The following is a 12,962-nucleotide window of genomic DNA, read 5'->3' as shown; positions in this document are numbered from 1 at the left end:
ATGCGTTCGATGATGGGACGCTGAGCCGGTGACGCCCGAGCCCGCCACCCGGAACCTGGTCTTGCTCCGCCATGCCAAGGCGGAGCATCCGGAGCGGATGGCGGACATCCAGCGGCCCCTCTCGCTGGTCGGGCGCCGCCAGGCCGGTCGCGTCGGCGCCGCGCTGGCTGCGGACGGCATGGTCCCGGACCTCGTGCTCTGCTCGTCGAGCGTGCGGACGAGGCAGACCTGGGACCTGGCCCGGTCGACCCTGGGGGCGACGCCGGAGGTCCGGTTCGACGAGGGCATCTACTACGCGGGCGTCAGCGAGGTCCTGGAGATCGTGCAGGGGGTTCCCGACGAGGTGCGCACGCTCCTGGTCGTCGGCCACGAGCCGACGATGTCGCACCTGGCGACCGCCCTCGCGGGTCCGCACTCCGACCCCACGACCCTGGCGCGCGTGCGCGTCGGCGTGCCGACCGCGAGCTGGTCGCTGCTGACGGTGGACACCGGCTGGGCCGGTCTCGAGACCGGCGGAGCGACCCTGCGGCGCCTGACGCTCGCCGAGTAGGCGAACCCGGCCCGACGGCCGGAGCGTCAGGTCCGGAAGACCGGGAGCTCCAGGACCGCGTCGAGCCGGTCGCGCACGACGGCGTCCGCGGCGTCGCAGAGCAGCGGCTTGGCGTTGTACGCGATGCCGAAGCCGGCGGCGGTCACCAAGTCGATGTCGTTCGCGCCGTCGCCGATCGCGATCGTGCGCGTCATCGGCAGGCCGACGCGGGCGGCGTAGTCGCGAAGGGTCACGGCCTTGGCCGCGCGGTCGACGACGTCACCGCTGACCCGCCCGGTGAGGCGACCGTCGAGCACCTCGAGGCGGTTGGCGTGGGTCAGGGTGATCCCCAGCCTCGCGGCGAGCGGGGCGACGATCTCGATGAAGCCGCCCGACACCAGCCCGACGGGCCAGTCGCGCGCGGCCATCTCGGCGATCAGCTCGACGGCACCCGGTGACAGCTCGACCTCGTCCAGGACGTCGTCGAACACCGAGACAGGCAGACCGGCGAGCGTCGCGACCCGCTCGTGCAGGGACGCCGCGAAGTCGAGCTCGCCGCGCATCGCACGCTCGGTGATCTCGGTGACCATCTCCTCGGAGCCGGCGCGGGCCGCGAGCATCTCGACCACCTCGCCCGTGATGAGCGTGGAGTCCACGTCCATGACGAGCAGCCGGCGGCCGGGGGTGAGGTCGGGAGAGGTCACGGGCGCGAGGGTAGTCGGTCCCGGCCCGTGCCCGTCCGGTCAGTCCGCCTCGATGACCGCACCCTTCGGCACGACGGTGATGCCCGACTCGGTGACGGTGAACCCGCGCGCCAGGTCGTGCTCGTGGTCGAGGCCGATGCGCACCCGCTCGGGGATCACGACGTTCTTGTCGACGATCGCGCGGTGGACCTGCGCGTACCGGCCCACCTCGACGTCGTCGAACAGCACCGAGTCGGTGACCTGTGCCCACGAGTGGGCACGGATCCCCGGCGACAGGATCGAGCCGCTGATGGTGGCACCGGAGATGAGCACGCCCGGGGAGACGATCGAGTCGGCCGCGTGGCCCAGTCGCCCCGCGCCCGCGTGCACGAACTTGGCGGGGGCCAGCGACGTGTAGCCGTTGTAGAGGGGCCAGGCGTTGTTGTAGAGGTTGAACACCGGCTCGATCGAGATGAGGTCGATGTTCGCCTCGTAGAACGCGTCGATCGTCCCGACGTCGCGCCAGTAGTTGCGGTCGCGCGGCGTCGAGCCGGGCACGTCGTTGCGGATGAAGTCGTAGACGCCGGCCGTGCCGCGCTCGACGAACCAGGGGGCGATGTCGCCGCCCATGTCGTGCCGCGAGTTCACGTCCTCGGCGTCCGCGGTCACCGCGGCGACGAGCGCGTCGGCGTTGGCGACGTAGTTGCCCATCGACGCGAGGATCTCGCCGGGGGAGTCCGCCAGGCCGACCGGGTCGGTGGGCTTCTCGCGGAAGCGGGCGATGCGGGTCGGGTCGTTGGGGTCGACCTCGATGACGCCGAACTGGTCGGACTCGTCGATCGACTGCCGGATGGCGGCCACCGTGAACTCGGCGCCCGACGCGATGTGGGCGTCGACCATCTGGGAGAAGTCCATGCGGTAGACGTGGTCGGCGCCGACGACCACGACGATGTCCGGCCGCTCGTCGTCGATGATGTTCAGGCACTGGTAGATGGCGTCGGCGCTGCCCAGGTACCAGTGCTTCCCGACGCGCTGCTGCGCCGGGACCGCCGCCACGTAGTTGCCCAGGAGCGAGCTCATCCGCCACGTCTGCGCGACGTGGCGGTCGAGGCTATGGGACTTGTACTGGGTGAGCACGATCACGTGCAGGTACCGGGAGTTGATGACGTTCGACAGGGCGAAGTCGACCAACCGGTACAGCCCCCCGAAGGGCACCGCCGGCTTCGCTCTGTGTGCCGTGAGGGGCATCAGGCGTTTGCCTTCCCCACCTGCGAGGACGATAGCGAGGACGCGCGGCGCTGCCATGCCTCGACCCTAGGCCCCCGTCGCGGTCCCAGCGAGGCCAGGCGCCGCTCACGCGCTAGCGTGTCGCGAGAAGAGCCGGTCGTCGGTGCCGGTGGGCGAGGGGATGGTTCGCGTGCGTGTCGATCTGCTGACCCGGGAGTACCCCCCGAACGTCTACGGGGGTGCCGGCGTGCACGTCGTGGGCCTCACCCGCGTGCTCGCCCGCTCGATCGACGTCCGGGTGCACTGCTTCGACGGTCCGCGCGACGAGCCGGGCGTGTCGGGCTACTCGGTGCCCGCCGACCTCGCCACGGCGAACGCGGCCCTCCAGACGTTCGGGGTCGACCTCGAGATCGCCGACGCGGTCGGGCACGTCGGTGCCGACGGGGTCGCCTCCGACCTCGTGCACTCGCACACCTGGTACGCGAACCTGGGCGGCCACCTGGCGGGGCTGCTGAACGGGATCCCGCACGTCGTCACCGCGCACAGCCTCGAACCGCTGCGGCCGTGGAAGGCGGAGCAGCTCGGCGGCGGCTACGCGCTGTCGAGCTGGGCCGAGAAGACCGCGTACGAGGGCGCCGCGGCCGTGATCGCCGTCAGCGGCGGCATGCGCGAGGACATCCTGCGCTCGTACCCGGCGGTGGACCCCTCCCTGGTCAAGGTCGTGCACAACGGGATCGACCTCGACCAGTGGCAGCGGCCGACGGGCGACGAGGCCCTGGCCCGCGCGGACGCCACCGTCCGTGCGCTCGGCATCGACCCGTCCCGGCCGTCGGTCGTGTTCGTCGGCCGGATCACGCGGCAGAAGGGCCTGCCGTACTTCCTGCGCGCGGTCGAGCTGCTGCCCCCGGACGTGCAGGTGGTGCTCTGCGCCGGTGCACCGGACACGCCCGAGATCCTGGCCGAGGTGACCGGCCTGGTCGACGTGCTGCGGACGAAGCGCACCGGCGTGGTGTGGATCGAGCAGATGCTCCCGCGCGAGGACCTGATCGCCGTCCTCTCGCACGGCACGGTCTTCGCGTGCCCGTCCGTGTACGAACCCCTGGGCATCGTGAACCTCGAGGCCATGGCTGTCGGGCTGCCTGTCGTCGGCACCGCCACCGGTGGCATCCCCGAGGTCATCGACGACGGGGTCACCGGACGGCTCGTACCGATCGAGCAGCTGCAGGACGGCACCGGGACGCCCGTGGATCCCGCCGCGTTCGTCGCGGACCTGGGTGCGGCGCTCACCGACGCCGTGAGCGACACCGCGCGGACGGCGCAGTGGGGCCTCGCGTCGCGCAAGCGCGTCGAGGACCACTTCTCGTGGGAGGCCGTCGGCGACCGCACGCTCGAGGTCTACCGGGCAGCGCTGGCCTGACGCTCAGGACCCGCGCGCGGCCAGCTCCTGCAGGAACGCCGGCATCCGTCCGACGCCGAAGTCGTAGTAGCGCGCCCAGGTGGGCCTGATCGCGATCCGTGCCATCTGGTCGTACATGCCGCGGACGCTCTTCTCGAACTGCGCCGCGGCCTCCGGGCCCATCGACTTCCGGCTGGCGGCGAGGTACTCGGGGACGACCCCGTCGACGATCCGGATGCTCGCCGTCCCGCGCACGGACAGCGCGCGCGCCCCCGACGGCGTGTCGCCCCGGTCGATCGTCAGGGCGACCTCGGGTCGCGACGACAATGCGGCGACCTTCGGTGCCGTCGACGCGGTGGAGACGACGAACTCCTCGCCCGTCCAGAAGAAGCCGACCGGGACCACGCGGGGCGTGCCGTCCTGCGCCGTGTAGGCGAGGTGGGCCTCCGAGGTCGAGTCGACGAGCTCCTGAGCGTCGGAGAGCTCTCGGTCGATGTCGTTCTGCTGCATCACTACCTCCAGCACGTCAGGCTACGAGCGCCGCCGCCGCAGCGCTCGTCGCGACCCGTCGGGCAGTCGGGCTCGCGGAGTGCACCGGTCGCGTCACCCGGTCACGCGGCTCCGGCTCCAGTTCCACTGGACGTCCTGCAGGCCGGCGAGGTTCTCCTCGGTACGCGGACCGGTCGGGTTCGTGAAGTCGTCCGGGGGAACCGTCGCGAGCGCACCCGCGACCACCGCGTCCGCGAGGCTCCACGATCCGGGGAAGTCGTAGGAGCTCTCGCGCGTGCGCTGGTACTGCCAGCACCGGGCGACCATGATCGCCTGCCGGGCGTCCATCGGCGAGACCTCGCGGAAGGTGTAGCCGGCCAGCCGAGCGGCGTAGACCGCGGCCTCGGCCTCCAGCTCGGACCGTTCCTCCGCGTCGAGCTCGTCCCACTCCTCAGGATCGCCCAGGTAGCGGCCGACCACGGTCTGGACGTTCTCCTCGAGCATCGTGCGACCGATCTCGGTGGAGTCCCGCTGGGCGACCCCCGGGTAGTTCGGTGCGTAGCGACGGACGGCCGTCACCAGGTAGTCGATGTGGTCGGTACCGACGACGAACGAGCTCATGAGCATTCCCCCTGCGGTGTCGGGCCGGCCCTCGCCTGGCCACAGGTCCGCACGGTAGACGTCCGCACGGCATCGCGGGAGGAAGTCACCCGACCGGAGCAGGGTCAGTCCGAGAGCGTCGTCGCCGCCGCGCTCATCGCCCGGCGGGCCATCCGGTCCACGTCGCGCAGGGCCGTCGAGCGCTGGTCGGCCTGCCAGAGGTTGACCGCGGCGCCGTCGTCCTGGGCGGCCAGCGAGACGATGGCGCGCAGGCGGGCGGCGCTCGTCAGCACGCGCACGGTCCGCCCGTCGAGGCCGTCGGGCAGGCGCCACGACGGGATCCCGATGTCGCGCAGCGCCGCGATCGAGTGTGCGGCGTCCTCGCGCCAGCGCGCCACGTCGAGCCGCTGCAGGGCCTCGGTCGCCTGCAGGAGCCCCTGCCGCAGGTCGCGCTCCGCCTCGGCGAGCGAGCCGGTGGCGCCGTGGACGGCGTGCCGCCAGTCGGAGACCTCGGTGACCTCCCAGGTGACCAGGTGGCCCGGCTCGAGGTCCGAGCCGAACCGCTCGACCACCGGGACGGCGACGACGCACGTGCGGGCGGTGCGCACCAGCACCGCCTCGCCGGCGTCGGTCGCGGCGGCGCTCACCACCGCCGGCGTCGCGCCGAGGTCGCCGGGCGCGGGCAGCACCGTGGCGGTCTCGCGCGGCCCGGGTTCGAGCGCGTCGAGGAACGAGGTCAGCGGCTCCGTCGTGACGTCGTCGCGGACGGGGTCGTCCGCGGCCGGCTCGTAGCGCACCGTGTGCGGTTCGTCGTCGGACTGGACGGCGTTCAGCAGGGGTCCGCGACCGGCTCCGTCACCGCCGAGCCACAGGGCCAGCAGGACGGAGCGAGGTAGCTCCAGGGCAACGTCCACCGGACAAAGGTAGGACAGTGACAGAACCCACGGGCGCGCGGCCCGTCGTGACGCCCGGCGACCTCGCCCGCCGGTTAGGGTCATGCCCATGACGGACGTGCTCGACCTGCAGGACGTGACCATCCGCCGCGGGACGACGACGATCCTGGACGGGGTGTCGTGGACGGTCCGTGACGGCGAGCGCTGGGTGGTCCTCGGGCGCAACGGTGCCGGCAAGACGACGCTCGTGCAGGTCGCGGCCGGTCGGATGCACCCGACGACGGGCACCGCCGACCTGCTCGGCTCGCGCCTCGGCCGCGTCGACGTGTTCGAGCTGCGCCCGCGCATCGGGCTGTCCAGCGCGGCGCTCGCGGATCGGATCCCCGCCGGCGAGAAGGTGCGCGACGTCGTGCTCACCGCCGCCTACGGCGTGACCGGACGCTGGCGTGAGGACTACGAGTCCCTCGACGAGGCGCGCGCTGGCGACCTGCTGAACGCGTTCGGCGTGGCACACCTGACCGACCGGTACTTCGGGACGCTCAGCGAGGGGGAGCGCAAGCGCGTCCAGATCGCCCGCTCGCTCATGACCGACCCCGAGCTCCTCCTGCTCGACGAGCCTGCGGCCGGACTCGACCTGGGCGGCCGCGAGGAGCTGGTCGCCGCGCTCGCCGAGCTGGCGGCCGACCGGAAGTCGCCCGTGCTCGTCCTCGTCACGCACCACGTCGAGGAGATCCCCCCGGGGTTCACGCACCTCCTGCTGCTGCGCCAGGGCAAGGCGTTCGCCGCCGGCCCCGTCGACGAGGTGCTCACCGCGGAGACGCTGTCGGGCGCGTTCGACCTCGATCTCGTCGTCGACAAGATCGACGGACGGTGGTCGGCCCGCGCGGCCGCCCCGCGATGAGGTCCCCGCGGTCCTAGTATCGAAGGACGGATCCTCCGACGTCGGAGACCGCCGATGCAGGGGAGTGAAGCCGGATGGGTTGGCTGTGGTGGGTAGGCGCCGCGCTCGTGTTCGGCATCCTCGAGATGCTGTCGCTGGACCTGGTGCTGATCATGTTCGCCGGCGGGTGCCTGGCCGGCGCCGCCGCGTGGGGGCTCGGCGCTCCCGTCGGGGTGCAGGTCCTCGTCGCCGCGCTCACGTCCGTCCTCCTGCTGGCCACGCTGCGGCCGTTCCTGCTCAAGCACCTGCGGGAGCGCACGCCCCTCGTGGAGACCAACTCCGCGGCGCTCGTCGGCCAGGAGGCGGTCGTGGTCTCGACCGTCACCGTCGAGGGTGGTCGCGTGAAGCTCAACGGTGAGGTGTGGAGTGCGCGCGTCGACGCCGCGCAGGCCATCCCGCCCGGCACCGAGGTGCGGGTCGCCCGCATCGACGGGGCCACCGCAGTGGTCGCGCCCGTCGTGGGCAGCTGACCGCACTCGTCGTACGACCCGCGGGCAGGGTGCCCGCGCGTGAGCCTGTGGAGGATCGATGGACCAGGAGCCCGGAACGATCGCTGCGTACGTCGTCGGTGCCCTCATCCTGCTGTTCGTCATCATCGCTCTGGTGCGCGCGGTGCGGATCGTGCCGCAGGCGACGGCGGTCGTCGTCGAGCGGCTCGGCCGGTACTCGCGGACGCTGGACGCGGGCCTACACCTGCTCATCCCGTTCATCGACCGGGTGCGCGCGAGCGTCGACCTGCGCGAGCAGGTGGTCTCGTTCCCGCCGCAGCCCGTGATCACCTCGGACAACCTCGTGGTGAGCATCGACACCGTCATCTACTTCCAGGTCACCGAGCCCAAGTCGGCGGTCTACGAGATCGCCAACTACATCCAGGGCATCGAGCAGCTGACCGTCACCACCCTGCGCAACGTCGTCGGCTCGATGGACCTCGAGCAGACGCTGACCAGCCGCGACCAGATCAACGGCCAGCTGCGCGGCGTGCTCGACGAGGCGACCGGCAAGTGGGGCGTGCGCGTCAACCGCGTGGAGCTCAAGTCGATCGACCCGCCCGACAGCATCAAGGGATCGATGGAGCAGCAGATGCGTGCCGAGCGTGACCGTCGCGCCACGATCCTCACCGCGGAGGGCGTCAAGCAGTCGCAGATCCTCACCGCCGAGGGCGAGAAGCAGGCGGCGATCCTGCGCGCCGAGGGCAACGCCCAGGCCGCGATCCTGAACGCCGAGGGCGAGGCCCGCGCCATCCTGCAGGTCTTCGACGCCGTGCACCGCGGCGACGCCGACCCCAAGCTGCTGGCCTACCAGTATCTGCAGACGCTGCCGAAGATCGCCGCGTACCCGTCGAACAAGATGTGGTTCCTGCCCTCGGAGCTGACCAGCGCGCTGGGCACGTTCGCGAAGGGCTTCGGCGGGCCGTTCACGCAGGACGCCGACGACGCCCCCACCCGGCCCGCCGGGACGTCCCCGCTGAGCGACGACCTGCCGCCGACGACCTTGAAGGATCCGGCCGAGGCCCTGGCCGAGGCGCGGCGCGAGTCGGCGGCCGCCACCGCCGACGCGACGAGCTCGGGAACGCTCAGCGGGGTCCCGTTCGACCCCGCCGTCGAGCTCGGGCAGCGCCCGGGCGGGGGACCCGTGCCGCCGCGTCCCGTCGAGCCTCCCGCCGAGGGCTGAGCGCCGCCGCGACGGGGCCGGGCAGCGCGGCTCGGCCGTTCTCGACGGGAGGCTGAGCGGAAAAGCATCCGTTCGCTCACAGCGAACAGACTAACTGAGTGAGTGCTCACTCAGTTACGGTCGGCGCATGGAGACTGTTGCCCCGACCAAGGGTCGCGCGGCGCCGCTGCCCCCGGAGGAGCGCCGGGCCGCGATCCTCGTCGCCGTCCGCCCGGTCCTCCTCGAGCGGGGGGCGTCGGTGACCACGCGTGAGCTCGCCGAGGCCGCGGGCGTCGCGGAGGGAACCCTCTTCCGGGTGTTCACCGACAAGGTGACCCTGATCCGCGCGGCAGTCTGGGCGGCGACCGACCCGGCGGACGCCGTGCCCGGGATCGACGCGGTCGACCGCACGCTGCCGTTGCGCGAGCGCCTGATCACCCTGATGCAGCTCGGCTTCGCGCGCGTCGACACGATGATGCGCTGGATGACCCTCCTGCACGAGATCGGTCGCAACCAGCCCGCGCCGAGCGACATCGAAAATCGGATGCAGGAGTGGGGCCGTCGGCAGGAGGCTGGCAACGCCGCGGTGAATGCTGCCGTGGAGCGGGTGATCGGGCCCGACGCCGCCTCGCTCCGCATGCCCGTCGACCAGGCCGTGGCGCTCTTCTCCACGGTCCTGGTCGGGGCGACGATGCAGGCCGTCGACGCGAGACGCCGTCAGCTGGGCGTGCCTCCTCCAGACGCGGAGCAGCTCGTCGACCTCGTCCTGCACGGCGTCGTGCTCATCCCGCCCCTGTCGTCCCCCGAGCCCCCCGAGAGGAGCGCCTGATGCTCATCAAGCTGCTCAAGGTGCATCTCAAGCCCTACCAGGGAGCCGTGATCGCGGTCGTCCTGCTCCAGCTGATCCAGACGATGGCGACGCTGTACCTGCCGAGCCTGAACGCCCGGATCATCGACGACGGCGTGGTCGTCGGCGACACCGACGAGATTCTGCGCCTGGGCGGGATCATGCTCGCGGTCAGCTTCGTGCAGGTCATCGCCGCGATCATCGCCGTCTACTACGGCTCGCGCACCGCGATGGCCTTCGGGCGGGACGTGCGCAAGCGGCTGTTCGGCCAGGTGCAGACGTTCTCGGCGCAGGAGGTGGCCAAGTTCGGCGCGCCGACGCTGATCACCCGCACGACGAACGACGTCCAGCAGGTGCAGATGGTGACGATGATGACGTTCACCATGATGATCATGGCGCCGATCATGCTGGTCGGCGGCGTGATCATGGCGATGCGCGAGGACGTGGTCCTCTCCGGCATCCTGCTCGTCTCCGTGCCGGTTCTCGGCCTGATCATCGGCCTGATCATCTCGCGGATGGTGCCGTACTTCCGGTCCATGCAGAAGCGCATCGACGGGATCAACCGCGTGCTGCGCGAGCAGATCGCCGGCGTCCGAGTCGTGCGCGCGTTCGTCCGCGAGCGCCGCGAGTCCGAGCGGTTCGACGGCGCGAACAGCGAGCTCTACGACACGTCGCTGCGCGTCGGCAAGCTCATGGCCCTCATGTTCCCGTCGGTCATGGTCGTGCTGAACGTGACCAGCGTGGCCGTCCTGTGGTTCGGCGCGTTCCGCGTCGACGCGGGCGACATGCAGATCGGCCAGCTCACCGCGTTCCTGTCGTACATCGCCTACATCCTCATCGCGGTCATGATGTCGACGATGATGTTCGTGATGGTCCCGCGGGCCGTCGTCTCCTCCGAGCGGATCGGCGAGGTGCTCGAGACCGAGACCTCCGTGGTCCCGTCGTCGAACCCCGTCGGCCTGCCGGGCACCAGCACCGGGCTGCTCCAGCTGCGCGGCGTCGAGTTCCGCTATCCCGGTGCCGAGCGCTCCGTCCTGCACGGCGTCGACCTGCTGGCCGAGCCCGGGAAGACCACCGCGATCATCGGCTCGACCGGCTCCGGCAAGACGACGCTGGTCAACCTCATCCCGCGACTGTTCGACGTGACCGGCGGCTCCGTGCTGCTGGACGGCGTCGACGTGCGCGAGCTCGACCCGGACGTGCTCTGGACGCAGATCGGGCTGGTGCCGCAGAAGCCGTACCTGTTCGCCGGCACGGTGCGGTCCAACCTCGAGTACGGCAAGCCGGGGGCGTCCGACGAGGAGCTGTGGCACGCGCTCGAGGTCGCGCAGGCGCGCCCGTTCGTCGAGGCGCTGGCCGAGGGCCTCGACGCCCCGATCGCCCAGGGCGGCACCAACGTGTCCGGCGGCCAGCGACAACGGCTGGCGATAGCCCGCGCGCTCGTCAGGAAGCCGTCGGTGTACCTCTTCGACGACTCGTTCTCCGCGCTCGACTACGCGACGGACGCGGCGCTGCGTGCGGCGCTCGTCCCCGAGACCCGGGACGCGACCGTGCTGGTCGTCGCCCAGCGGGTGGCCACCATCCGGCATGCCGACTCGATCGTCGTCATGGAGGACGGCCTGGTGGTCGGCGTGGGCACGCACGCCGAGCTGCTGGAGACCTCGGAGACCTACCGGGAGATCGTGTACTCGCAGGTGAGCGTGGAGGAGGCGGCATGAGCACCGACGAGCGTCAGGCACCCGCCCAGCGGATCCCTCCTCAGCGCCGCGGCCCCGGCGGCGGCGGTCCCATGATGAACATGGGCATGCCCGGCGAGAAGTCGATGAACTTCCGTGCGTCGGCCAAGCGGTTCCTCGGCGAGATGCGCGGGGAGCGGTGGGCGCTGGTCGCGATCCTCGTGATGGGCACCGCGTCCGTGTTCCTGGCGGTCATCGGTCCCAAGCTGCTCGGCAACGCGACGAACGTCATCTTCGACGGGGTCATCGGCAAGCAGCTGCCCGCCGGGCTGACGAACGCCGAGGCTGCGGACGCCCTGCGCGCCGCGGGGCAGACCACCCAGGCGAACGTCGTCGAGTCGTCGGGAGCCGTTCCCGGCGTCGGCATCGACTTCACGCAGCTGCGCAACATCCTGCTCGTCGTCCTGGTGATCTACCTGGGCTCGTTCCTGTTCGGGTGGCTGCAAGGCCGCATGACCGCCGTGGTCGTGCAGCGTGTCGTCTACCAGATGCGCCAGCGCGTCGAGGCGAAGCTGTCCCGGCTGCCCCTGAAGTACCACGACGGGCAGCCGCGCGGTGAGCTGCTCAGCCGCGTCACCAACGACATCGACAACGTCGCGCAGACCCTGCAGCAGACGCTGTCGCAGGTCATCACGTCCGTGCTCACGGTCATCGGTGTGCTCGCGATGATGTTCTTCATCTCGCCGCTGCTGGCGGTGATCGCCCTGATCACGGTGCCGCTGTCCATCTGGATCGCCGGGATGATCGCCAAGCGGTCGCGCCCCCAGTTCATGCAGCAGTGGGCGTGGACGGGGCAGCTCAACGCGCACATCGAGGAGATGTACACGGGCCACTCGCTGGTCACCGTCTTCGGTCGGCAGAAGGAGGCCGCCGAGACGTTCGCGGACCGCAACGAAAAGCTGTACGAGTCGAGCTTCAAGGCGCAGTTCATCTCGGGGATCATCCAGCCCGCGCTCGGCTTCGTCGCCAACCTCAACTACGTGATCGTGGCCGTCGTCGGCGGCCTGCAGGTGGCCTCCGGTGCCCTCTCGCTCGGGTCCGTGCAGGCGTTCATCCAGTACAGCCGCCAGTTCACGCAGCCGATCACGCAGCTCGCCTCGATGGCGAACCTGCTGCAGTCCGGCGTCGCGTCCGTGGAGCGCGTGTTCGAGCTCCTCGACGCCGACGAGCAGGAGCCGGACCCGGCCACGCCGGTCCAGCCCGACCAGCCGATCCAGGGCCGGGTCGCGTTCGAGAACGTGGCGTTCAGCTACTCGCCCGACAAGCCGCTCATCCGCGACCTGTCGCTGGTGGCCGAGCCGGGTCAGACGATCGCGATCGTCGGCCCGACCGGCGCGGGCAAGACGACGCTGGTCAACCTGCTCATGCGGTTCTACGAGGTCGACGACGGGCGCATCACCCTCGACGGCGTCGACGTGCGCGACATGACGCGCGACGCGCTCCGCTCCGAGATGGGCATGGTCCTGCAGGACACCTGGCTGTTCGGCGGGACCCTGGCCGAGAACATCGCGTACGGCGTGGAGCACGCCACGCAGGACGAGATCGTCGAGGCGGCCGTGGCCACCCACGTCGACCGGTTCGTGCGCACGCTGCCCGACGGCTACGACACTGTGGTCGACGACGAGGGCGCGAACGTCTCGGCGGGGGAGAAGCAGCTGCTCACCATCGCCCGAGCGTTCCTGGCCGACCCGGCGATCCTCATCCTCGACGAGGCGACCTCGTCGGTGGACACCCGCACCGAGGTGCTCGTGCAGCAGGCGATGAACGCGCTGCGGCACGGCCGGACCTCGTTCGTCATCGCGCACCGCCTGTCCACCATCCGCGACGCGGACATCATCCTGGTGATGGAGGACGGCGCGATCGTCGAGCAGGGCTCGCACGACGAGCTGCTCGCGGCCGACGGTGCGTACGCGCGCCTGTACGCGAGCCAGTTCGCCGCGGCGGTGGCTCCGGTCGACTGAGGCAACCGGCC

Annotated in this window: 13 protein-coding genes; 8 read left to right on the top strand and 5 right to left on the bottom strand. The window is 71.2% G+C overall.

The window, feature by feature from the left end; translation table 11 throughout:
- Positions 1-28: 28 nt before the first annotated feature.
- Complete coding sequence (locus AC1DZC_RS04710; RefSeq protein WP_477042425.1) at positions 29-550, top strand: SixA phosphatase family protein; 522 nt, start codon at positions 29-31, stop codon at positions 548-550.
- A gap of 26 nt (positions 551-576) precedes the next feature.
- On the opposite strand, the gene serB is transcribed toward AC1DZC_RS04710, so the two are convergent.
- The gene (gene serB / locus AC1DZC_RS04705) at positions 577-1,233 is read right to left on the bottom strand and encodes a phosphoserine phosphatase SerB (RefSeq protein ID WP_477042424.1); all 657 of its coding nucleotides are present in this window, start codon (positions 1,231-1,233) and stop codon (positions 577-579) included.
- A gap of 39 nt (positions 1,234-1,272) precedes the next feature.
- A complete protein-coding gene (glgC, locus tag AC1DZC_RS04700; RefSeq protein WP_477039228.1) occupies positions 1,273-2,517 on the bottom strand; it encodes a glucose-1-phosphate adenylyltransferase in 1,245 nt (414 codons plus the stop codon).
- Between the two features lie 112 nt (positions 2,518-2,629).
- Here glgC and glgA point away from each other — a divergent pair, with 112 nt between their 5' ends.
- Positions 2,630-3,856 carry a glycogen synthase gene (gene glgA, locus AC1DZC_RS04695; RefSeq protein WP_477042423.1) on the top strand — a complete coding sequence of 409 codons (1,227 nt, stop codon included), beginning with the start codon at positions 2,630-2,632 and terminating at the stop codon, positions 3,854-3,856.
- A 3-nt stretch (positions 3,857-3,859) separates the two neighbouring features.
- Here the strand turns inward: glgA and AC1DZC_RS04690 are convergent, their stop codons facing one another.
- The 3 genes from AC1DZC_RS04690 to AC1DZC_RS04680 form a co-directional block, all read right to left on the bottom strand.
- Positions 3,860-4,345 (bottom strand): pyridoxamine 5'-phosphate oxidase family protein, encoded by a 486-nt coding sequence (locus AC1DZC_RS04690; protein ID WP_477042422.1) that lies wholly within the window; start codon positions 4,343-4,345, stop codon positions 3,860-3,862.
- Positions 4,346-4,438: 93 nt separating this feature from the next.
- Positions 4,439-4,945 (bottom strand): hypothetical protein, encoded by a 507-nt coding sequence (locus AC1DZC_RS04685; protein WP_477042421.1) that lies wholly within the window; start codon positions 4,943-4,945, stop codon positions 4,439-4,441.
- A gap of 104 nt (positions 4,946-5,049) precedes the next feature.
- Entirely contained in the window at positions 5,050-5,838 is a 789-nt protein-coding gene (locus AC1DZC_RS04680; protein ID WP_477042420.1) for a hypothetical protein, read from the bottom strand.
- Positions 5,839-5,926: 88 nt separating this feature from the next.
- On the opposite strand from AC1DZC_RS04680, the gene AC1DZC_RS04675 reads away from it, so the two are divergent.
- The 6 genes from AC1DZC_RS04675 (at position 5,927) to AC1DZC_RS04650 (ending at position 12,951) form a co-directional block, all read left to right on the top strand.
- The gene (locus tag AC1DZC_RS04675) at positions 5,927-6,718 is read left to right on the top strand and encodes an ABC transporter ATP-binding protein (RefSeq protein WP_477042419.1); all 792 of its coding nucleotides are present in this window, start codon (positions 5,927-5,929) and stop codon (positions 6,716-6,718) included.
- Positions 6,719-6,792: 74 nt separating this feature from the next.
- Complete coding sequence (locus AC1DZC_RS04670; RefSeq protein WP_477039222.1) at positions 6,793-7,227, top strand: NfeD family protein; 435 nt, start codon at positions 6,793-6,795, stop codon at positions 7,225-7,227.
- Between the two features lie 58 nt (positions 7,228-7,285).
- Entirely contained in the window at positions 7,286-8,428 is a 1,143-nt protein-coding gene (locus AC1DZC_RS04665; RefSeq protein WP_477042418.1) for an SPFH domain-containing protein, read from the top strand.
- Positions 8,429-8,555: 127 nt separating this feature from the next.
- Entirely contained in the window at positions 8,556-9,236 is a 681-nt protein-coding gene (locus tag AC1DZC_RS04660; protein WP_477039220.1) for a TetR/AcrR family transcriptional regulator, read from the top strand.
- On the top strand, positions 9,236-10,972 hold the full coding sequence (locus AC1DZC_RS04655) for an ABC transporter ATP-binding protein (protein WP_477039219.1): 1,737 nt from the start codon (positions 9,236-9,238) through the stop codon (positions 10,970-10,972). The genes AC1DZC_RS04660 and AC1DZC_RS04655 overlap by 1 nt, the downstream gene beginning before the upstream one ends.
- Positions 10,969-12,951 carry an ABC transporter ATP-binding protein gene (locus AC1DZC_RS04650; RefSeq protein ID WP_477042417.1) on the top strand — a complete coding sequence of 661 codons (1,983 nt, stop codon included), beginning with the start codon at positions 10,969-10,971 and terminating at the stop codon, positions 12,949-12,951. The genes AC1DZC_RS04655 and AC1DZC_RS04650 overlap by 4 nt, the downstream gene beginning before the upstream one ends.
- The last annotated feature ends 11 nt before the right edge of the window (positions 12,952-12,962 follow it).

Source organism: Cellulomonas sp. P2_B4, assembly GCF_056404795.1.
Note: the sequence above shows the minus strand (reverse complement) of the source record. Positions and strands in the feature narration are given on the sequence as shown.